Annotated in this window: 19 protein-coding genes; 13 read left to right on the top strand and 6 right to left on the bottom strand. The window is 66.5% G+C overall.

Annotated features, from left to right (window positions below):
* Positions 1 to 144: 144 nt before the first annotated feature.
* The gene (locus tag QTN24_RS03495) at positions 145 to 1269 is read right to left on the bottom strand and encodes a Re/Si-specific NAD(P)(+) transhydrogenase subunit alpha (RefSeq protein ID WP_124683292.1); all 1125 of its coding nucleotides are present in this window, start codon (positions 1267 to 1269) and stop codon (positions 145 to 147) included.
* Between the two features lie 331 nt (positions 1270 to 1600).
* Between QTN24_RS03495 and QTN24_RS03490 the strand changes: the two genes are divergently transcribed.
* The 5 genes from QTN24_RS03490 to mnmA all read left to right on the top strand — a co-directional run bounded on the left by QTN24_RS03490 (position 1601) and on the right by mnmA (position 5415).
* Positions 1601 to 2404, top strand: a complete 804-nt coding sequence (locus QTN24_RS03490; protein ID WP_313835309.1) for a TorF family putative porin — start codon at positions 1601 to 1603, stop codon at positions 2402 to 2404.
* 187 nt (positions 2405 to 2591) lie between these two features.
* Entirely contained in the window at positions 2592 to 2855 is a 264-nt protein-coding gene (locus QTN24_RS03485) for a hypothetical protein (protein WP_253699999.1), read from the top strand.
* Positions 2842 to 3750: a 4-hydroxy-tetrahydrodipicolinate synthase gene (gene dapA, locus QTN24_RS03480; RefSeq protein WP_313835308.1), complete on the top strand. Its 909-nt coding sequence runs from the start codon at positions 2842 to 2844 to the stop codon at positions 3748 to 3750. Before QTN24_RS03485 ends, dapA begins: the two co-directional genes overlap by 14 nt.
* Before the next feature lie 58 nt (positions 3751 to 3808).
* Positions 3809 to 4339, top strand: a complete 531-nt coding sequence (locus tag QTN24_RS03475) for an NUDIX hydrolase (protein WP_124683296.1) — start codon at positions 3809 to 3811, stop codon at positions 4337 to 4339.
* Complete coding sequence (gene mnmA, locus QTN24_RS03470) at positions 4336 to 5415, top strand: tRNA 2-thiouridine(34) synthase MnmA (protein ID WP_313835307.1); 1080 nt, start codon at positions 4336 to 4338, stop codon at positions 5413 to 5415. Before QTN24_RS03475 ends, mnmA begins: the two co-directional genes overlap by 4 nt.
* Positions 5416 to 5470: 55 nt before the next feature.
* Here the strand turns inward: mnmA and QTN24_RS03465 are convergent, their stop codons facing one another.
* Positions 5471 to 6085, bottom strand: a complete 615-nt coding sequence (locus tag QTN24_RS03465; protein ID WP_124683298.1) for a glutathione S-transferase C-terminal domain-containing protein — start codon at positions 6083 to 6085, stop codon at positions 5471 to 5473.
* Positions 6086 to 6440: 355 nt separating this feature from the next.
* Here QTN24_RS03465 and purB point away from each other — a divergent pair, with 355 nt between their 5' ends.
* The 8 genes from purB (at position 6441) to QTN24_RS03425 (ending at position 15290) form a co-directional block, all read left to right on the top strand.
* Positions 6441 to 7817 (top strand): adenylosuccinate lyase, encoded by a 1377-nt coding sequence (gene purB, locus QTN24_RS03460; RefSeq protein WP_313835306.1) that lies wholly within the window; start codon positions 6441 to 6443, stop codon positions 7815 to 7817.
* A 295-nt stretch (positions 7818 to 8112) separates the two neighbouring features.
* Positions 8113 to 8676: a cytochrome b gene (locus QTN24_RS03455; protein WP_313835305.1), complete on the top strand. Its 564-nt coding sequence runs from the start codon at positions 8113 to 8115 to the stop codon at positions 8674 to 8676.
* Positions 8677 to 8749: 73 nt separating this feature from the next.
* Positions 8750 to 9325, top strand: a complete 576-nt coding sequence (locus QTN24_RS03450) for a YceI family protein (RefSeq protein ID WP_313835304.1) — start codon at positions 8750 to 8752, stop codon at positions 9323 to 9325.
* Positions 9326 to 9403: 78 nt separating this feature from the next.
* The gene (locus tag QTN24_RS03445) at positions 9404 to 9994 is read left to right on the top strand and encodes a YceI family protein (protein ID WP_124683302.1); all 591 of its coding nucleotides are present in this window, start codon (positions 9404 to 9406) and stop codon (positions 9992 to 9994) included.
* 393 nt (positions 9995 to 10387) lie between these two features.
* Entirely contained in the window at positions 10388 to 11779 is a 1392-nt protein-coding gene (locus tag QTN24_RS03440; RefSeq protein WP_124683303.1) for a class I SAM-dependent methyltransferase, read from the top strand.
* Positions 11751 to 13160 carry a sensor histidine kinase gene (locus QTN24_RS03435; protein WP_253700000.1) on the top strand — a complete coding sequence of 470 codons (1410 nt, stop codon included), beginning with the start codon at positions 11751 to 11753 and terminating at the stop codon, positions 13158 to 13160. Before QTN24_RS03440 ends, QTN24_RS03435 begins: the two co-directional genes overlap by 29 nt.
* A gap of 10 nt (positions 13161 to 13170) precedes the next feature.
* Positions 13171 to 14301, top strand: a complete 1131-nt coding sequence (locus QTN24_RS03430; RefSeq protein WP_313835394.1) for a hybrid sensor histidine kinase/response regulator — start codon at positions 13171 to 13173, stop codon at positions 14299 to 14301.
* Positions 14298 to 15290, top strand: a complete 993-nt coding sequence (locus QTN24_RS03425; protein ID WP_313835303.1) for a response regulator — start codon at positions 14298 to 14300, stop codon at positions 15288 to 15290. The genes QTN24_RS03430 and QTN24_RS03425 overlap by 4 nt, the downstream gene beginning before the upstream one ends.
* Positions 15291 to 15430: 140 nt before the next feature.
* Here QTN24_RS03425 and secF read toward each other — a convergent pair whose 3' ends face one another.
* From secF to tgt, 4 genes are all read right to left on the bottom strand, one after another.
* Positions 15431 to 16402 carry a protein translocase subunit SecF gene (secF, locus tag QTN24_RS03420; RefSeq protein WP_313835302.1) on the bottom strand — a complete coding sequence of 324 codons (972 nt, stop codon included), beginning with the start codon at positions 16400 to 16402 and terminating at the stop codon, positions 15431 to 15433.
* A 24-nt stretch (positions 16403 to 16426) separates the two neighbouring features.
* Positions 16427 to 18292 (bottom strand): protein translocase subunit SecD, encoded by a 1866-nt coding sequence (gene secD, locus QTN24_RS03415; RefSeq protein WP_124683307.1) that lies wholly within the window; start codon positions 18290 to 18292, stop codon positions 16427 to 16429.
* Between the two features lie 209 nt (positions 18293 to 18501).
* Positions 18502 to 18828 carry a preprotein translocase subunit YajC gene (yajC, locus tag QTN24_RS03410; RefSeq protein WP_124683308.1) on the bottom strand — a complete coding sequence of 109 codons (327 nt, stop codon included), beginning with the start codon at positions 18826 to 18828 and terminating at the stop codon, positions 18502 to 18504.
* A gap of 219 nt (positions 18829 to 19047) precedes the next feature.
* Positions 19048 to 20178 (bottom strand): tRNA guanosine(34) transglycosylase Tgt, encoded by a 1131-nt coding sequence (tgt, locus tag QTN24_RS03405; RefSeq protein WP_313835301.1) that lies wholly within the window; start codon positions 20176 to 20178, stop codon positions 19048 to 19050.
* Positions 20179 to 20187: the final 9 nt, after the last annotated feature.

Raw genomic sequence — 20187 nt, 5'->3', positions numbered from 1 at the left:
GTTGCTTTTGAATACTTGCGCTGCGGTGCGCCCGGCTGTCCAGGGAACTGCAAGTTTCAGCACTGCGGGATCGGGCACGCCGGGATGCGGCCGCCGTGGCGCGGCCGGCTCGGGCCGCGTCACGGACACTGTTGGGGCGGGATGTCAGGCGGCCTGCTGCCTGACGACTTGGCCGTCCTTGCACATCAGACAGGCGGCGACGATGTCGTCTTCCAGGTTCAGCGTGTAGCGGCCGTCCTTGTCGACGATCAGCTTCAGGAAGTCCAGCACGTTGCGCGCGTAGAGTGCCGACGCATCGGCGGCCACCATGCTGGCCAGGTTGGTGTGACCGATCAGCGTCACGCCATGGCGTTCCACCACCTCGTCGGCCACGGTCAGCGGGCAGTTGCCGCCTTGCGCGGCGGCCAGGTCCACCACGACCGAGCCGGGTTTCATCTGCTTGACGGTGTCCTCGGCCAGCAGCACGGGGGCCCGGCGGCCCGGGATCAGCGCGGTGGTGATGACGATGTCGGCCTGGATGGCGCGCTGGTGCACGAGTTCGGCCTGGCGGCGCATCCAGTCGGGCGGCATCGGGCGGGCGTAGCCACCCACGCCCTGGGCAATCTCGCGCTCCTCGTCGGTCACGAACGGCACGTCCAGGAACTTGGCGCCCAGCGATTCGATCTGCTCCTTCACGGCCGGGCGCACGTCTGACGCCTCGATCACGGCGCCCAGCCGCTTGGCCGTGGCGATGGCCTGCAGCCCGGCCACGCCGGCGCCCAGGATCAGCACGCGCGCCGCCTTGACGGTGCCCGCGGCGGTCATCAGCATCGGCATGAAGCGCTGGTAATGATGGGCGGCCACCAGCACGGCCTTGTAGCCGGCGATGTTGGCCTGCGACGACAGCACGTCCATGCTCTGCGCGCGCGTGGTGCGCGGCGCGGCTTCCAGCGCGAACGCGGTGATCGCGGCGCTGGCCATGCGGGCGTTGTTCTCGATATCGAACGGGTTGAGCATGCCCACCAGCACCGCGCCGGGCCTGAACTGGGCGCGTTCGGCGTCGTCGGGGGCGCGGACCTTGAGGACGAGTTCGGCACCCAGCGCGTCGGCCGGGCCGCCGATACGGGCGCCGGCCGCCTCGAATGCCGCATCGGGAATGCTGGCGCGTACCCCTGCGCCCGCCTGCACCGTAACCTGATGGCCCTGGGCGACATACTTCTTGACGGTCTCCGGGGTGGCGGCGACACGCGTCTCACCTGCCCGCGTCTCGAGCGGGATACCGATATGCATCGTCAATTTCTCCTGTCTGGCGTCGTTCGTAATCGTGGTCGGGCCAACGTCCTCGCCCGTTGGTGCAATGCAAAAGACTGCACCAATTTTTGCGCAGCTTACCCGAAACTTACGTTCGATGGTGACCGGGCGGTCAGTGTTTTTGCGGGGGGCGCGACTTATTTTTGCGGCTCATGAAATGGCGCTTTTGATGCACATCGAATTGACGCCGCGAGTCGTCTTTATCGGAAGGCTTCAGCGAGGCCGCCAATCTTGATGCCGATTTGACGGCCGGCTGCGTATCGTGGCGCCAACGTCTCATTCGAGGCGTCCTTTTCCACGATTCCCACTCATGATCGCAACCCGCCTGATGACCTCGGCGCCGGCCACGCTGGCCGCCGCCATCCTGCTTGCCGCACCGTTTTCCCAAGCCTTCGCCCAGCAGGCGCCCGCCGATGCGGCCGACGCCGCCGCGCCCGCGTCGCCGCACAGCTTCACCGCCAACGTGTCCGTGGTATCCGACTATCGCTACCGCGGCATCAGCCAGACCAACCTGCGGCCGGCCGTGCAGGGCGGCTTCGACTACGCCCATGCCAGCGGCTTCTATCTGGGCAACTGGAATTCCAGCATCAGCTGGCTGGGCGATGCCGACGCATCGGTCTCGGCGCCGGTCGAGATGGACTTCTACGGCGGCTTCCGCAACGCGGTCCGGCTCGGCGGGCAGGACATCAGCTACGACGTCGGCGTGCTGGAGTACTACTACCCGGGCGGCTACACGGCCACGCGCCCGTACACGACCGAAATCTATGCCGGCGTGGGCTGGGGCCCGCTGTCGCTGAAGTACTCGCACGCGCTGACCAACCTGTTCGGGTTTGCCGACAGCCGCAACAGCTACTACGTCGACCTGACCGCCAACGTGCCGCTGAACGTCTGGGGCCTGACGCTGAACGCCCACGTCGGCTACCAGGGCGTGCGGCACTTTGGCGACGCGTCCTACACCGACTGGAAGATCGGCGTGACGAAGGACCTGGGCAACGGGTTCGCGCTGGCCGTGGCCTATCTCGACACCAATGCCAGCCGCACCGCGTACACCAACACGCGCGGACGCTACCTGGGCAAGGCCACCGCGTTTGCGTCGATCACCAAGACGTTCTGACCCGCGCCGGCCGGCCATTTTGATGCGTTGTTGATGCCCGCCGGCCCAAACGCTGCATCAAATTGACGCCGGTCTCCCTAGCATGAACCCATCTCCAACAGACGACCCGCCCCGCGCGGGTCCGCGCTTCATGCGACAGTCATCGAGTCTCGCCGTGGCGTTTGCCTCGGTCCCGCGGCGCCGCGCCGTGCCCCAGGAGGCATGGATCCGCCTGCGCCTGGCCGTGTCTTCCGCGCAGGTGTTCGCGCTGCGCCAGACGCTGCATCGGGCCATCGGGGGCATGGCGCGCATCTACGTGGTCGAGGTCGATCATCGCCATGGCGAGACCACGCTGCATGTGGAGGTGGAACGCGCCGAGCGCGACGCCGCCATGCACGCGATCATGCAGGCGCTGCCGGCGGCCCAGTTCGGCGTGGCGTCGATCCTCGGGGACGACCATGGCACGCACTGACGCCCGGCGCGGCGCCATCGCGGACGGGCTCTGGCTGCCGATGGTGACGCCGCTGCGCGACGACCAGATCGACCTCGACGCCGCGCAGCGGCTGGCGGCCCACTACGCCGCCGCCGGCGTGGACGGCCTGATCGTGCTCGGCACGACGGGCGAGGGCGGCCTGCTGACCGATGCCGAGCGCTTCATGCTGGCCGCCGCCGTGTGCGAGGCAGCCGGGGGCCGGCTGCCGGTGATGGCCGGCGTCGGCGGCGTGGCCACGCACGCGGTGTGCGAGCAGGTGCGCCGCCTGGACCGCCTGCCGCTGGGCGGATTCCTGGTGCCGCCGCCGTACTACCTGCGCGTGTCCGACGAAGGCATCGCCTGGCACCTGCGCAGCGTGGCCGCGCGCACCGGCAAGCCGCTGATGCTCTACAACGTGCCGCGCCGCACCGGCTGCACGATCTCGCCCGATCTGGCGTGGCGGCTGGCCGCCCATCCCCAGATCGTCGCGATCAAGGAGTGCGAGCCGTCGGGCCTGCGCACGCTGGCGCTGCAGGACCGCATCGACGTGTTCTGTGGCGACGACGCGTCGATGCTCGACCACCTGCTGCGGGGTGGGCAGGGCATCGTGCCGGCGGCGGCCCATGTGCGGCCGGACCTGTTCGTGCGCCTGCTGCACGATGCGCGCGGCGGGCGCGAGGCGGCGGCCCGCGCGCTGTTCGAGCAGTTGTCGCCGCTGATCGCGCTGATGTTTGCCGAGCCCAATCCCGCGCCGGTCAAGGCCGCGCTGCAGCGGATCGGCCTGACCACGGCCGAGGTGCGCCGGCCGCTGATGCCGGCGTCGCAGGCCCTGGTCGCCCAGATCGACGCGGTACTGGCCCAGTTGCCGCCAATGGTCGACGCCGCGGCCGCCTGAGCCCGTCCGGCCATGCACGTTCCGACGGCAACCGGTAGAATGCCGGATTGCTTAAAAAATGTGCATCATGTCACGTGAATGGAATGCCAGCGTCACGGTTGCGGCCGTGATCGAACGGGGCGGCCGCTTCCTGCTGGTGGAAGAAGAAACGGCGGACGGCCTGCGCTTCAACCAGCCGGCCGGCCACTTGGAACCGGGCGAGAGCCTGGTGCGCGCCGTGATCCGCGAAACGCTCGAAGAGACGGCCCACACGTTCGAGCCGCGCGCGCTGATCGGCTGCTACATGAGTCGGGGCCGCTCGTCGCGCGACGGCGGCGACACCACCTACATCCGCTTTGCCTTCACGGGCGACCTGGGCGCGCTCGACGCCGGCCGGCAGCTCGATACCGGCATCGTCCGCACGGTCTGGATGACCGCCGAGGAAATCCGCGCGTGCGCCAGCCAGCACCGCTCGCCGCTGGTGATGGTCGTGGTCGACGACTACCTGGCCGGCAAGCGCTTTGCGCTCGATGTGCTGCATGCGCATCCCACGGCCATCGCCACGCCGGCCGCCACGGCCACGGGCGCGGCGCCGGAGGTGGCATCGTGAGCGGCAAGCGGGTAGTGGTGGGCATGTCGGGCGGCGTCGATTCGTCGGTCACGGCATGGCTGCTCAAGCAGCAGGGCTACGAGGTCATCGGCCTGTTCATGAAGAACTGGGAGGATGACGACGACAGCGAGTACTGCTCCACGCGGCAGGACTGGCTGGACGTGGCGTCCGTGGCCGACGTGATCGGCGTGGATGTGGAGGCCGTGAACTTTGCCGCCGAATACAAGGACCGCGTGTTCGCCGATTTCCTGCGCGAGTACTCGGCCGGCCGCACGCCGAACCCCGACGTGCTGTGCAACGCCGAGATCAAGTTCAAGGCGTTCCTGGACCACGCGATGTCGCTGGGCGCCGACCTGATCGCCACGGGCCACTACGCGCGCGTGCGCCAGGCCGCCAGCGGCAGGTTCGAGCTGCTGAAGGCGTTCGACCACACCAAGGACCAGAGCTACTTCCTGCACCGGCTGAACCAGGCGCAGTTGTCGCGCACCATGTTCCCGCTGGGCGAGATGCCGAAGACCCGCGTGCGCGAGATTGCCGCCGAGATCGGCCTGCCGAACGCGCGCAAGAAGGATTCGACCGGCATCTGCTTCATCGGCGAACGGCCGTTCCGGGACTTCCTGAACCGCTACCTGCCGACCAGACCGGGCCCGATGCTGACCGACGAAGGCAAGGTCGTCGGCGAACACATCGGCCTGGCGTTCTACACGCTGGGCCAGCGCAAGGGCATCGGCCTGGGCGGCAGCCGGGATGGCAACGGCGATGCGTGGTACGTGGCGCGCAAGGACATGGCGGCCAACACGCTGTACGTGGTGCAGGGGCACGACCATCCGTGGCTGCTCCAGCCGGAGCTGGATGCCGCGGACCTGTCCTGGGTGGCCGGCGAGCCGCCCGCCGCCGGCGCGACGATGGCCGCCAAGACCCGCTATCGCCAGAGCGATTCGGCGTGCACGGTGGTGAAGGCGGAGGGCGATGCGCTGCGTCTGTCGTTCCCCGAGGCGCAATGGGCCGTGACGCCCGGGCAGTCGGCCGTGCTGTACGACGGCGAGATATGCCTGGGCGGGGGCATCATCCAGTAGCTGCGATGGAAAAAAGGGGCCAGACGGCCCCTTTTCTCATGGTGCGGCGGGGCGGTCAGCCCTGCGGCGGCGCGGTGTCGATGAACGACTGGCGCTTTTCGATCTTGTCCTGGAAGGCGACAAGGTTCTCGTACTGGTCGCGCCAGGCGATGTCCGGGAAGCGGAAATCGAGGTAGGCCAGCGCGCAGCCCACGGCCACGTCGGCCAGCGTGTAGTGGATGCCGGTGCACCACGGCTTGTCGGCCAGGCCCTTCGACATGGCGGCCAGGGCGGCGTCGATCTTGCCGCGCTGGCGGGCCACCCAGCTTTCGCTGCGTTCGGACGGTTCGCGCTGCGTGACTTCCAGCCGCACCAGCAGCGCGGCGTCCAGCAGGCCGTCGGCCAGTGCTTCCCAGCAGCGCACTTCCAGGCGTTCACGGCCGCCCTGCGGGATCAGGCGGCTGACGGGCGACAGGGTATCGGCATATTCCGCGATCACGCGGGAATCGAAGACCGCGCCGCCGTCTTCCATGATCAGGCACGGGACCTTGCCGAGCGGATTGAACTGACCGATGGTGGTGTCGGGCGACCAGACGTTTTCCTCGATCATCTGGTAGTCGATCTTCTTCTCGGCCAGCACCACACGCACCTTGCGCGCGTACGGGCTGGTGTGGGACGCATACAGCTTCATGTTCTCCCCTTGAGCTTGTTATGAAGTGCATCGGCGCTCGTGGCACGGTGGCGCTGGCAGGCGCGTCGGCGTGCCCGATGGACTTCATAACAGGCTAACGGATGAGCGAGCGCGAGTATACATGCGGAGTGCCGGGATTGCGGCGCCAATGCGGGCTTGCGCACGCTGCCCAACGCCGGCGCGCCGCGAGCGCGCACGGGGCCGGGGGCGATGGTAAAATCCCGCGTTGCGCGTTCGGCGGCCGTCTTGCATCGGCTGCCTGTCGGCTTCTGCACGGCAGTGCCGGGCGGCGCATCCGCCGCTTTTCCGCGCCCCCGCACAAGCCCCCCGAATCCTCTTTTCTCCGGTTGCCAGCATGTCCACGTCGTCCCTTTCGCCGCTCACCGCCCTGTCTCCCATCGATGGCCGTTATGCCGCCAAGGCCGACGCGCTGCGCGAGTGGCTGTCGGAAGCGGCCTTCATGCGCAACCGCGTCAAGGTCGAGGTCAACTGGCTGATCGCGCTGGCCCAGGCCGGCCTGCCCGACGTGCCGAAGTTCTCGGCCGATTCCGAAGCCCGCCTGCAGGCCCTGGTCGACAACTTCACCGAGGCCGATGCCGCCCGCATCAAGGAGATCGAGGCGGTCACGAACCACGACGTGAAGGCCGTGGAGTACTGGCTCAAGGAGCAGGTCAAGGGCAACGCCGAGCTGGAAGCGGCAAGCGAGTTCATCCACTTCGCCTGCACGTCGGAAGACATCAACAACACGTCGCACGGCATGATGCTCAAGGGCGCCCGCGACGGCGTGATCGTGCCGGCACTGCAGCGCGTGCACGGCCGCCTGGTGGAACTGGCCAAGCTCAACGCCACCCAGCCGATGCTGTCGCGCACCCACGGCCAGCCGGCCAGCCCGACCACGCTGGGCAAGGAAATCGCCAACGTGGCGGCCCGTCTGGCCCGTGCCATCGAGCGCGTGCAGCGGGTGGAACTGCTGGGCAAGATGAACGGCGCGGTGGGCAACTACAACGCGCACCTGTCGGCCTACCCGTCGTTCGACTGGGAGTCGTTCTCGAAACAGGTGATCGAGCAGCGCCTGGGCCTGACGTTCAACCCGTACACGATCCAGATCGAACCGCATGACTACATGGCCGAGCTGTTCGACGCCATTGCCCGTGCCAACACGATCCTGCTGGACCTGAACCGCGACGTCTGGGGCTACATCGCGCTGGGCTACTTCAAGCAGAAGACCAAGGCCGGCGAAATTGGCTCTTCGACGATGCCGCACAAGGTCAACCCGATCGACTTCGAGAACTCCGAAGGCAACGTGGGCCTGGCCAACGCCGTGCTGCGCCACCTGTCGGAAAAGCTGCCCGTCTCGCGCTGGCAGCGCGACCTGACCGATTCCACCGTGCTGCGCAACATGGGCGTGGCATTCGGCTACAGCCTGCTGGCCTACGAGGCCTGCCTGCGCGGCCTGGGCAAGCTGGAAACCAATCCGGAACGCCTGGACGAAGACCTGGACAACTGCTGGGAAGTGCTGGCCGAGCCGGTGCAGACCGTGATGCGCCGCTTCGGCGTGCCCAACCCGTACGAGCAGCTCAAGGAGCTGACGCGCGGCAAGGGTATCTCGCGCGAGGCGCTGCAGACGTTCGTCCAGGGCCTGGCGATTCCCGACGATGCCAAGCAGCTGCTGCTGGCGATGACGCCGGCCAGCTACATCGGCAAGGCCGTGGAACTGGCCAACCGCATCTGACGCCGTCTTGCCGCGCCACGGTTGCCGTGGCGGCCAGACAACAGGGCTGACCTTCGGGTCGGCCCTTTTCGTTTGCGCGGGCTGGCCTGGCATCGCGTGGGTTCCCGGGCGCAGGGTGCGACACGTCACCACATCAAATCATTTGAATAACTTCATGAACTTCGACCCTTCCCAGCCGCTGCCGCTCACTCAATAATGCGAGAATTGCTGGCGCGTGAGGGACCGGTCCGGGACGAGACCGCGCTGCGACGCCAGCAGACCGCATCAACAACAAGGATCGAAGGGATTCACCGAGATGGGCTACCAAGGAACCGGGCCGGGGGGCCAGGCGCAGTACACCGCCACCGCCATCGGGCTGCACTGGCTGATTGCATTCGGCATCTTCGCGGCGTTCGGCCTGGGCCTGTACATGACCAGCATCCCGGGGCTGACGCCGACCAAGCTCAAGCTGTTCTCGTGGCACAAGTGGCTGGGCGTGACGATCTTCGCCGTGGCCGTGCTGCGCGTGATCTGGCGCGCCACCCACGTCGCGCCGCCCGTGGCGCCCGGCACGCCGGCCTGGCAGGCCCGCGCCGCCGCCGCCGCGCACCATCTGCTCTATCTGCTGATCCTGATCGTGCCGATCACCGGCTACCTCTACAGCTCGGCCGCCGGCGTGCCGGTGGTGTACCTGGGTCTGTGGAAACTGCCGGCGCTGATCGACGCCAGCGACACGCTCAAGCCCATCCTGAAGCAGGTGCATATCTGGCTGAACTACAGCATGGCGGCCATCGTCGTGGTGCACGCGGCCGCGGCCGTCAAGCACCAGATCGTGGACCGCGATGGCACGCTGGGCCGCATGATCCCGTTCCTGCGCTGAGCGGCAGCGCACCGTTTGCCTGCTTTCCGCCTGACCAACCGGCCGCGATGGCCAGCCACCACTGGAGTCTCAGATGAAACGCATGACCCGTCCCGGCACGATGATCGTGGCGGCCACCCTGGCAGCCACCGCACTGGCCGCCAACCTTGCCTGGGCGCAGATCGACGCCGCCAAGAGCACGGTCACGGCCACCGCCAAGCAGATCGGCGTGCCGATGGAAGGCAAGTTCAGGAAGTTCGACGCCACGCTGGACTTCGATCCGGCCAAGCTGGCCACGTCGTCGGCCAAGGTCGAGATCGACGTGTCGTCGTTCGAGATCGGCGACGCCGAGACCACCAAGGAGGTCAAGGGCCGCGACTGGTTCGACGCCGCCAAGTATCCGAAGGCGGTGTTCCAGTCGACCAGCATCAAGGCCGGCGCGGCCGGCAAGTACGAAGTGGCCGGCAAGCTGACCATCAAGGGCAAGACCGTGGACGTGACCGTCCCGGCCACGTACCGCCAGGACGGCGCCGCCCAGGTGTTCGACGGCGTGCTGCCCATCAAGCGCACCACGTTCAACATCGGCGACGGCGAATGGAAGGATACTTCCGTCGTGGCCGACGACGTCCAGATCAAGTTCCACCTCGTGACCCCGGCGAAGAAGGGCTGAGGCGGGCACTGTCCCGCTCGACGCTCCTTGGCCGTTATTCCTGACCTTCCTCTCCAACTTTTTGACGGGAGACTCAACATGAAGATGCGCACCCTGATCGCCGCCGCCGCGGCTGCCTCCGCCACGTTCGCCGCCGGCGCCGCCATGGCGACCGCCACGACGTACAACATCGACCCGACCCACACGTACCCGAGCTTCGAGGCCGACCACATGGGCGGCCTGTCCAAGTGGCGCGGCAAGTTCGACAAGTCCAGCGGCGTGGTGACGCTGGACCGCGCTGGCAAGGCCGGCACGGTCGACATCAAGATCGACGCCGCGTCGATCGACTTCGGCAACGGCAAGCTCAACGAGCACGCCAAGGGCCCGGAAATGTTCGACGTGCAGGCATTCCCGGATGCCACGTACAAGGGCAAGTTCTCGAAGTTCAAGGGCGACGTGCCGACCGAAGTGGACGGCGTGCTGACGCTGAAGGGCGTGTCGAAGCCGGTGAAGCTGGAGATCAAGGAATTCAAGTGCATGCAGCACCCGATGCTCAAGCGTGAAGCCTGCGGCGCCGACGCCGTGGCCCACTTCAACCGCGCCGACTTCGGCATCGACTACGGCGTGAAGTACGGCTTCAAGCAGGACGTGAGCCTGGCCATTCAGGTGGAAGCGGTCAAGGCCGATTGATCATGCCGCGACGCATCCGCCGCCGGCGGATGCCGTCATGGAGAAATGTTATTTCTCCAATACAAAGTAGAAAAATGAGCCAACTATCCTGTTGGCTCATTTTTTTTGCGCTTTGCATACCCCACTTCATGCAGCAGGTGCACTGTTGTGCGGTGAAGAATTGCCACAGTACAATGGGTCGCCGCAGTCCCACCCTCTGGGGCGGCGTCGCTCCGTCCCCGAAACACCCCTGGCGGCGCGCGCCCCGCAACTGGTCACGCGCATCGATATGAGCATTGGCTGCATTCCCTGACAGGTAGTTTCGCCGCAAGACCCTTGCCTTGAGCTGTACCCGGCCGACGCCTGCTGGCGCCGTGTCCCGCAGCGTTTCTCGGATTTCCCTGGCGCGATACCGTGTACTCCAAAACGCAAATCGATCCGGTAGTTAGCTTCCGCAACTCGCAGGGCGAGCAGGTGCGGGGCACGATCATCAATCTCCAGCGCAAGTCGCTGGTGATGGAAATCTACAATCCCTACTCGATTGTCCAGGTCAGCGAAGTATTGAGCGAGCTGAGCGTGCGGATGGGCGCGAAGAACGCCTACCTGGGCAAGGCCGTGGTCATGAGCCTGGTGAACACCGGCCTGACCGCGGTGGTGTCGCTGACACTGATCGACGAGTGGCGCGAACTGACAGACGTCAACGATGCACCGAAATCGGTCGCGCGTGAGGCCGAGCTGTTCGTCCAGGACTGGGACACCCGCTTCAACATCCGGCGCGACTACCAGATCGTGGTCAACGAGATGCGGGCGTTCCTGTCCGAAGTCTCGCGCTGGGTGGAACAGGTGGACCTGACCGAATCGCTGCCCAAGAAGGAAGGCCGGCTGCGCGAGGACGTGTTCTACGAACTGGCCACGCCGCTGATGGGCAAGGTGAAGACTTACCTCGACTGGCTGGAGGACGAGGCCAAGCGGGTGGACCAGGAACTGGCGCCCGTGCACCGTACCTACGCCCAGGCGGCGCTGCACCCGCTGCTGCTGCGCGCGCCGTTCGTCTACCGCACGTTCACCAAGCCGCTTGGCTACGCGGGCGACTACGAGATGGTGAACCAGATCCTGAGCGATCCGCAGCAGGGTCCCACCACCTACTTCCAGATCGTCAATACCGCCTTCCTGAAGGCGGCGGTGGCCACGGCCCACCGCAACCGGATCGACCTGCTGGTCGACTTCCTGACCCGGCAGGCCGAACGCGCGCGGGCCGAGGGTCGGCCGTTCCGGGTGCTCAACGTGGGCTGCGGCCCGGCGTTCGAGATCCAGCGCTTTGTCCGTGAATACCCGAATCCCGAGCTGCTATCGTTCCAGCTGATCGACTTCAGCGAGGAAACGCTGGAATACACCCGCGCCTCCGTGGAGCGCTCGGCGGCGGGCGCCGGCCGCAAGGTGTCGGTGGAGATGGTGCACCAGTCCGTGCACGACCTGCTCAAGCGCCGCATTGCGATGGACGACCCGAGCCTGCGCGAATTCGACGCCGTCTACTGCGCCGGGCTGTTCGACTACCTGTCAGACAAGGTCTGCGCGCGGCTGCTGCAGTATTTTGCGTCGCGCTCGCGGCCGGGCGGCCAGTTGCTGGTCACCAACGTCCACTCCGACAACCCCGAGAAGTTCGGGATGGAACACCTGCTGGAGTGGTATCTGATCTACCGAGACGAGGCAGGGATGACCTCGGTCTTGCCGGAGAACTCGCATGCCCACCGACTTTATGTCGATGAAACCGGCGTCAATGTCTTCGCCGAAGCCACTGTCAGCTGACGTGGCCGACGTGGCGGACGCCGAAGAGGCGGCGCCGGCGGCCAGGCCCGTCAGCTCGAACCAGCTCTACGCCGGCTACCAGTCCGAACTGGCCGACTTCCGCCTGGCGTTCAGCCGGGGCGGGGCGTACACGGCCATCGCGCTGGTGATGCTGGGCGTGGGGCTCGACTACGGCCAGTACCCGCACCTGCAGGTGCCGTTCGCCATCGCCCGCGTGCTGGTGTCGCTGCTGATCGCCGGCGTGGTGGTGGCGCTGTACAGCCAGGCCGGCCGCCGCTTTGCGCCGTGGCTGACCATGACGTGGCTGCTGCTGCCGCAGATCATGATCGCCTGGATGATCTCGCGCACCGAAGGGGTGGAATCGCCGTACTACGTCGGCCTGAACCTGGCGATCTTCGCGTCGGGCATCGCGCTGCCGTTCGGGCTATGGCAGAACCTGGTGTTCGGCATCCTGTCGTACGTGCTCTACGCCGCGGCCTGCCTGCTGCACCCCGGCGGCATCGAGCCGATGGGCACGTTCATCGTCAACTCGCTGTTCCTGCTGTTCGCGGCGGCGGCCAGCGGTGTGTACACGTTCTTCAACGAACGGGCGCGCTTCATGCTGTTCCGGCTCAAGGCCGAGGTGGCGGACAAGAATACCGAGCTGGAGGTCATCAACCGCAAGCTCGTCGACATCAAGGGCCAGATGCTCCAGCAGGAAAAGATGGCGGCCATCGGTACGCTGGCGGCCGGCCTGCTGCACGAGGTGAACAACCCCGTGAACTTCTGCCTGATGGCCATCGAGGTGGCCATGGAGGAGCCGGCGGCCAAGTCCGAGCCGATGCTGGAAGAGTGCCTGGTCGATGCCAAGCAGGGCATGCAGCGCATCCAGCATATCGTGTCCGACCTGAAGACCTTTGCCTACCGCAAGCCCGGGGCCGAGGTGGAAGGCACGCCGTTCCTGTTCGAGAAGGCGCTGGATTCGTCGCAGCGCCTGACCGCGCACGAGTTGCGCGGCGTCAAGATGACGCGCGAGATGCCCGACGACACGCTGGTGATGGGCGACGAAGCCGCCATTATCGGCGTGCTGATCAACCTGTTCTCGAACGCCGCGCTGGCGATGCGCAAGGCCGGCACCAAGGAGCCGGCCATCCATACCACGGTGCGCTGGCAGGAAAAGCGCCTGCACGTGACGGTCAAGGACAACGGCCCGGGCATCGCGCCCGAGCACCTGGCACGCGTATTCGAGCCGTTCTTCACGACGCGGGAAGTGGGGCAGGGGCTGGGCCTGGGGCTGTCGATCAGCTATGCGGTGATCGAGCGCCACGGCGGGGTGCTATTCGCCGAAAGCGAGGTCGGCCAGTGGGCCGCCTTCAGTTTCGACCTCCCGCGGGCGGAGTAAGGCAGTGACGATGGACACCACGCAGACGCGGCCCACCATTCTCTACGTCGACGACGAGGAGATGGCCTGCAAGTATTTCGCGCGCGCGGTCGGTAGCGAGTACGAGGTGTTGTCGGCCACCGGCGCCGACGAGGCCGTCGGCATCCTGCGCGCGCACCACGCGCGCATCTCGGTGCTGGTGACCGATTTCCGCATGCCCGGCCGCGACGGCGGCGACCTGCTGCGGCAGGTGGCGCAGGAATTCCCCCAGATCGTGCGCATCCTGGTCACGGCCTATGCCGACAAGGACATGCTGCTGGAGACCGTGAATACCGGCGAGGTGTTCCGGATACTCGAAAAGCCCATCGGCGTGGCCGACGTGCGGGACATCCTGCGCCTGGCCGGCGAGCGCTACCGCGAACGCGCGGTGCGCCAGCAGCGGCTGATGGCCATCGACGAGACGCTGGCGTTCCTGGCGCATGAACTGAACACGCCGCTCGCGGCGATCGCCAATTTCGCGCTCGGCATCGAGTCGCGCGTGGGCGGCGAGTACAGCGAGGCGCGGCAGGCCGAGATCGGGCGGGCGGCCAGTGCCATGCATGACAACGCCCAGTATTGCCTGGCGGTGCTGTCGTCGTTCCTGCAGTCGGTGCGCAGCAGCGCCGGCGGGGCGGTGCCGGCGCGCGGTGTCGGACAGGAGGTCAGCGCGGGGGCGCTCGTCGCATCCCTGCTGGATACCTATCCTTTTGCCGATAACCAGCGTAGCTGGGTGCACGTGGAGATGGAGGGCGACTTCCCCGTGCCCACGCTGCCGAACTGCGTGGCGCTGGTGCTGTCGTCGGTCATGAGCAATGCGCTGCGCGCTCTGGCCGATGTGAGTGCCCCCTCGCTACGTTTTGTGGTGGTGGCTGGCGACCGGCCCGAGATCCGCATCGCCGACAACGGGCCCGGCATCCCGCCCGAGGTCATGGGCCGGCTGCTGGTGGATCCGGTGACCACGCATGCGTCGGCGGGCGGCAGTGGCATGGGCATGATTTTCTGCAACCGGGTGATGCAGTCCTTCGGTGGCGGCATCCGGATTGCGTCGGCCTCGGGCGCCGGCACGACCGTTACCCTCGATTTCCCCAATTTCAAGAATCGTATGCACAGGAGTGATCGATGAGCGAACCGAATACTACGCAGGCACCCCCGGCGATTCTGTTCGTCGACGACGAAGCGACTGCGGTCAAGTATTTCCAGCGGGCCATCGGCCAGCTTGCGCCGGTGGTGACCGGCCAGTCCGTGGAGGAGGGCAAGACGCTGCTCGACGCCCACGCCGACAGCCTGGCCGTGCTGGTGTCCGACCAGCGCATGCCCGGCGAGTACGGCAACGAACTGCTGCGCTACGCGCGCGAGCGCTATCCGCATATCGTGCGGATCCTGACCACGGCCTATTCGGAACTGGACCAGACCGTCGAGGCCGTGAACCAGGGCCAGATCCATCGCTATATCAAGAAGCCGTGGGACATCACCGCGCTGCGCATGGAGCTGAAGCAGGCGCTGGAACTGTCCGGACTGCGCAAGGAACGTGACCAGCTGGTGCGCGAGAAGCTGATGGTGCTGCAGAAGCAGACGGTCGCCACGCGGGTCGGCATGATCCACGCGCTGTGCGCCAGCCTGATCGGCCCGGGCCGCTTCCAGCCGGTGGAAACCTACCTGTCCGGCACGTCGCTGGCCGGCGCCAGGAACGCCGAGCCGGACTGGCAGCGCCTGGACTACGCCGACCTGGTAGGCGCCGAAAGCAAGCGCAGCGGATCGTTCGGCCACGCCGTCAGCAACAAGCTGACCGCCCTGCGCACCGCTAACCGCGGCGCGGGCGACGTGGCCGCCGTGCTGGCGGAATCGCTGGGCGCCAGCGTGCGCCGCGACGGCGACGTGGTTACCTGGACCTCGCCCGCCACGCTCAACGAGTTCGTCTCCCGGCCGGTAGCCGAAGAGGTATCGCCCGAGCACGCCGGCTGGCTGGCCGCCTTGCTGTGGCTGGAAGAAGCGGGCGGCGCCCTGCAACTCGTACGCGAAGGCGACGCCATCTCGGCCCGCACCACCCCCCGTACCGAATCGTTCTCGGCCGACCGGCTGGCGGTGTGGATCGAGGAGTTGACGGAGGCGTAGGGCGGTCCGGCTGTTTTTGCAGTGTTGAAGTCCCGCTTGCTCACCTTGGCCATCAGGTTCAGGAACTGATGCCAAGGGCGCGGCACCCAAAGAAAAAGGCACCCGCAGGTGCCTTTTTTCATGCCGCGCGACGGAGCCCGTCAGGCTTGTGCCCCGTAGTTCGGGTCGTTGCGGTCCGTCACGTCGGCCTTCTTTTCGCCCTTGACCAGGTCCTCGCGCTTCACGCCGAGCCACATGGCCAGCGCTGCGGCCACGAACACCGACGAGTAGATGCCGAACAGGATACCGACCGTCAGCGCCAGCGCGAAGTAGTGCAGCGTCGGGCCACCGAAGAAGAACATCGACAGCACCATCATTTCGGTCGAGCCGTGGGTGATGATCGTGCGCGACATCGTGCTGGTGATGGCGTGGTCGATCACCTCGCGCGTGCTCATCTTGCGGTACTTGCGGAAGGCCTCGCGGATCCGGTCGAAGATCACCACCGACTCGTTCACCGAGTAGCCCAGCACGGCCAGGATGGCCGCCAGCACCGACAGCGAGAACTCCCACTGGAAGAACGCGAAGAAGCCCAGGATGATCACCACGTCGTGCAGGTTGGCGATGATGCCGGCCACTGCAAATTTCCACTCGAAGCGGAACGACAGGTAGATCACGATGCCGGCCACCACGCACAGCAGCGCCAGCAGGCCGTCGGTGGCCAGTTCCTTGCCGACCTGCGGGCCGACGAACTCCACGCGCTGCAGCTTCACGTCGGGTGCGGCGGCGGTCAGCGCGCCCATCACCTGTTCGCTCTGCTGGGCCGACGTGACGGGCTTGCCGTCCGGGCCCTTCTGCAGCGGCAGGCGGATCATCACGTCGCGCGAGGTGCCAAAGTTCTGCACCTGTACGTCGGTGTAGCCCAGCTTGCCCACCTGGCCCCGGATTTTCTCCAGGTCGGCGGCCTGCTGGTAGTTGACCTCCATCACCGTGCCGCCGGTGAATTCGATCGACAGGTGCAGGCCCTTTTGCCAGAGGAAGAAGACAGCGGCGGCAAACGTCAGGAAGGAGACCACGTTGAAGATCAACGCGTGCTTCATGAACGGAATGTCGCGCTTGATGCGGAAGAATTCCATGATGTTGTCCTGATGTGTCCTGGCTTACTTGGCCACCGGCGCGTCGGCGTCCGGCTTCCAGATCTGGCCGATGGCCAGGCTCTGGAGCTTCTTCTTGCGGCCGTACCAGAGGTTGACCAGGCCGCGGTTGAAGAACACCGCCGAGAACATCGACGTCAGAATGCCCAGGCAGTGCACCACGGCAAAGCCGCGCACCGGGCCCGAGCCGAAGGCCAGCAGCGCCAGGCCGGCGATCAGCGTGGTCACGTTGGAGTCCAGGATGGTGGCCCAGGCGCGGTCGAAGCCGATGGCGATGGCCATCTGCGGCGACGCGCCCGCGCGCAGTTCCTCGCGGATCCGCTCGTTGATCAGCACGTTGGCGTCGATGGCCATGCCCAGTACCAGCGCGATGGCCGCGATGCCGGGCAGCGTCAGCGTGGCCTGCAGCATCGACAGCACCGCAATCAGCAGCAGCAGGTTGATGCCCAGCGCGGCCACCGAGAACAGGCCGAACAGCATGTAGTACAGCACCATGAAGACGGCGATGGCGGCAAAGCCGTAGGCCACCGAGTCAAAACCCTTCCTGATGTTGTCGGCGCCCAGCGACGGGCCGATGGTCCGTTCCTCGATGATCTCCATCGGGGCGGCCAGCGAGCCGGCGCGCAGCAGCAGCGCCAGGTCGTTCGCGGCCTCGGTCGAGTACGAGCCGGTGATCTGGAAGCTGGAGCCGAGTTCGGACTGGATCGTCGCCACGGTCAGCACTTCGCCCTTGCCCTTTTCGAACAGGACGATGCCCATCGGCTTGCCGATGTTCTCGCGCGACACGTCGCGCAGCACGCGGCCGCCCTGGGCGTCGAGCTTGATGTTGACGGACGGACGCTGGTTCTGGTCGAAGCCGGCCGACGCGCTCTCGATGCGGTCGCCCGTGAAGATCACCTGCTTGCGCAGGATCACCGGCGCGCCATTGCCCTGGGTGAACAGTTCGTCGCCAAACGGCACCGGATCGCCCGGACGCGGGTTGCGCGGCGCGTCCGGATCGGCCAGGCGCGCTTCCAGCGTGGCGGTGCGGCCGATGATGTCCTTGGCCTTGGCGGTGTCCTGCACGCCCGGCAGCTGCACGACGATGCGGTCGGCGCCCTGCTGCTGGATCACGGGCTCGGCCACGCCCAGCTCGTTCACGCGGTTGTGCAGCGTGGTGATGTTCTGCTTGACCGCCGCGTCCTGCACGGCCTTGCGGGCCGCTTCGGTGAACACGCCCACGACGTTGTTGCCGTCGATCGAGAACGCCAGCTCGCGCAGGTTGTCGGCCAGGATGCCGCGCGCGCGGTTGGCGTCGTCGGCGTTGCTGAAGCGCACGGTCAGGCGGTCGCCGTCGCGGTCGATGCCGCCGTGGCGCACGTTCTTGTCGCGCAGCAGCGTGCGCGTGTCGCCGGACAGGCTGTCCAGCTTCTTGTCGACGGCGCCCTTCATGTCCACCTGGAGCAGGAAGTGCACGCCACCGCGCAGGTCCAGGCCCAGGTACATCGGCAGCGCGTGCAGCGACGTCAGCCACCGGGGCGAGCCCGACAGCAGGTTCAGCGCCACCACGTAGGTCGGGTCGTTGGCGTCGGGGTTCAGCGCGCGGGTCAGCGCGTCCTTGGCCTTCAACTGCTCGTCCGTGGTGCGGAAGCGGGCCTTGACCGAGCCCGACTGGCCGGCGACGTCAAAGAACACGCCGTCGGGCTGCAGCTGGTGCTGGGCCAGGATGTCCTCCACCTGCTTCTGCATGGAGAGGTCCACCTTGACCGTCGCCTTGGCGGACGATACCTGGACAGCAGGGGCCTCGCCGAAGAAATTCGGCAGGGTGTAGATGATGCCGATGGCCAGGGCCACCAGGATCACGATGTATTTCCAAAGCGGATAGCGATTCATCTTTGGCCAGTCATTGCGGTTGGCATGCCGACAAGCCGCGCAAAACGCGCGCCGGTTCGGCGGACCGGTTGGCAAACAGCCGCCTGGCAGCCCCGACACGGGTCCGGGAGGACCCGCCGGGCTGGTTCAGGCGGCTGCGCAGGGCAGGGTCGGCGTAGCGACGGGGCGCCACTCGACGTGTGCCGGATCAGGAGGAGGAGACCGTCCGATCAGAGCGACTTCAGCGAGCCCTTGGGCAGTACGTTGGTCACGGCGTTCTTCTGCACGGTGATTTCCATGCCTTCGGCCACTTCCAGCGTCACGTAATTCTCGTTGACCTTCGTGACACGACCCAGGATGCCGCCGGCGGTGACGACTTCGTCGTTCTTGGCCAGCGCTTCCAGCATTGCCTTCGCTTCCTTCTGGCGCTTCATCTGCGGGCGGATCATGATGAACCACAGCACCGCGAACATCAGGATGATCGGCAGGAAGCTCATGAGGCCACCGGCCGCGCCGCCGGCACCGGCGGTCTGCGCAAAAGCGTTCGAAATCAGCACGTTACTTCTCCGTCACAAAGGTCAATCAGGGAATCGGGCATTCTATCACCCGCTTGTTGTCCCGCCTTGGCATTCTAGGGCGAATTACGGGTTTGTTCGGGTGCTTTGCAAGTACTTTGCAGACGAAGCAGAAGCGCCCCGCGCAACCCCGGCGCGGGCAGTGATTCGACAGGCTGCGGGCCAAAAGTTCGCGCTGCCTGTCTGATCCTTAAAACAATGTCATCTGGTGCCGCGCGCCCGGTCTTCGGCAAACCGGCGGCGGAACGCCTCGAAGCGATGTTCCTCGATGGCGGTGCGCATTTCGCGCATCAATTCCAGGTAGTAATAGAGGTTGTGGATGGTGTTCAGCCGCGCGCCCAGGATTTCGCCCACCCGGTGCAGGTGGTGCAGGTAGGCGCGCGAGAAGTTGCGGCAGGTGTAGCAGCCGCACTGCTCGTCCAGCGGGCGCGGATCGTTGCGGTGCGCGGCGTTGCGGATCTTCACGTCGCCAAAGCGGGTGAACAGCCAGCCGTTGCGCGCGTTGCGTGTGGGCATCACGCAGTCGAACATGTCCACGCCGTGCGCCACGCCGGCCACCAGGTCTTCCGGCGTTCCCACGCCCATCAGGTAGTGCGGCTTGTGGGCCGGCAGGCGCGGGCCCACGTGCTCCAGCACCCGCATCATGTCGGCCTTGGGTTCGCCGACCGACAGCCCGCCGATGGCGTAGCCATGGAAGTCCAGCTCCGACAGCCCGGCCAGCGACTCGTCGCGCAGGTCCTCGAACATGCCGCCCTGGACGATGCCGAACAGCGCGTTGGGGTTGGCCAGCCGGTCGAATTCGTCGCGCGAGCGCTTGGCCCAGCGCAGGCTCATCCGCATGGACCGGGCCGCCTCGTCGTGCGTGGCGGGGCGGCCGTCGATCTCGTACGGCGTGCATTCGTCGAACTGCATGACGATGTCCGAGTTCAGCGTGCGCTGGATCTGCATCGAGATCTCGGGCGACAGGAACAGCTTGTCGCCATTCACCGGCGACGCGAACGTGACGCCTTCCTCGGTGATCTTGCGCAGTTCTCCGAGCGAAAACACCTGAAAACCGCCCGAATCGGTCAGGATGGGCTTGTCCCAGCCGACGAACTTGTGCAGGCCCTGGTGCGTCTCGACCACGTCCAGGCCGGGGCGCAGCCACAGGTGGAACGTGTTGCCCAGGATGATCTGGGCGCCAATCTCGTTCAGCTCCAGCGGCGACATCGCCTTGACCGACCCGTAGGTGCCCACGGGCATGAAAATTGGCGTTTCCACGACGCCATGGTTCAGCGTGACGCGGCCGCGGCGCGCGTTGCCATCGGTGGTCAGCAGTTCGAAGTTCAGCATGATTCGGTT

The sequence above is a fragment of the Cupriavidus sp. SZY C1 genome, assembly GCF_032190535.1.
In the GTDB taxonomy this organism is placed as follows: domain Bacteria; phylum Pseudomonadota; class Gammaproteobacteria; order Burkholderiales; family Burkholderiaceae; genus Cupriavidus; species Cupriavidus pauculus_C.
This window is presented reverse-complemented; position numbering and strand designations above follow the sequence as displayed.

What these genes read in the sequence shown, in the direction of transcription:
- QTN24_RS03450 (WP_313835304.1), top strand. Translation starts at nt 8,750, where the DNA reads ATGAAACGCATGACCCGTCCCGGCACGATGATCGTGGCGGCCACCCTG.
- QTN24_RS03455 (WP_313835305.1), top strand. Translation starts at nt 8,113, where the DNA reads ATGGGCTACCAAGGAACCGGGCCGGGGGGCCAGGCGCAGTACACCGCC.
- QTN24_RS03445 (WP_124683302.1), top strand. Translation starts at nt 9,404, where the DNA reads ATGAAGATGCGCACCCTGATCGCCGCCGCCGCGGCTGCCTCCGCCACG.
- QTN24_RS03475 (WP_124683296.1), top strand. Translation starts at nt 3,809, where the DNA reads ATGTGCATCATGTCACGTGAATGGAATGCCAGCGTCACGGTTGCGGCC.
- QTN24_RS03430 (WP_313835394.1), top strand. Translation starts at nt 13,171, where the DNA reads ATGGACACCACGCAGACGCGGCCCACCATTCTCTACGTCGACGACGAG.
- purB (WP_313835306.1), top strand. Translation starts at nt 6,441, where the DNA reads ATGTCCACGTCGTCCCTTTCGCCGCTCACCGCCCTGTCTCCCATCGAT.
- tgt (WP_313835301.1), bottom strand. Translation starts at nt 20,178, where the DNA reads ATGCTGAACTTCGAACTGCTGACCACCGATGGCAACGCGCGCCGCGGC.
- QTN24_RS03495 (WP_124683292.1), bottom strand. Translation starts at nt 1,269, where the DNA reads ATGCATATCGGTATCCCGCTCGAGACGCGGGCAGGTGAGACGCGTGTC.
- QTN24_RS03490 (WP_313835309.1), top strand. Translation starts at nt 1,601, where the DNA reads ATGATCGCAACCCGCCTGATGACCTCGGCGCCGGCCACGCTGGCCGCC.
- dapA (WP_313835308.1), top strand. Translation starts at nt 2,842, where the DNA reads ATGGCACGCACTGACGCCCGGCGCGGCGCCATCGCGGACGGGCTCTGG.
- QTN24_RS03465 (WP_124683298.1), bottom strand. Translation starts at nt 6,085, where the DNA reads ATGAAGCTGTATGCGTCCCACACCAGCCCGTACGCGCGCAAGGTGCGT.
- QTN24_RS03435 (WP_253700000.1), top strand. Translation starts at nt 11,751, where the DNA reads ATGTCTTCGCCGAAGCCACTGTCAGCTGACGTGGCCGACGTGGCGGAC.
- secF (WP_313835302.1), bottom strand. Translation starts at nt 16,402, where the DNA reads ATGGAATTCTTCCGCATCAAGCGCGACATTCCGTTCATGAAGCACGCG.
- secD (WP_124683307.1), bottom strand. Translation starts at nt 18,292, where the DNA reads ATGAATCGCTATCCGCTTTGGAAATACATCGTGATCCTGGTGGCCCTG.
- QTN24_RS03425 (WP_313835303.1), top strand. Translation starts at nt 14,298, where the DNA reads ATGAGCGAACCGAATACTACGCAGGCACCCCCGGCGATTCTGTTCGTC.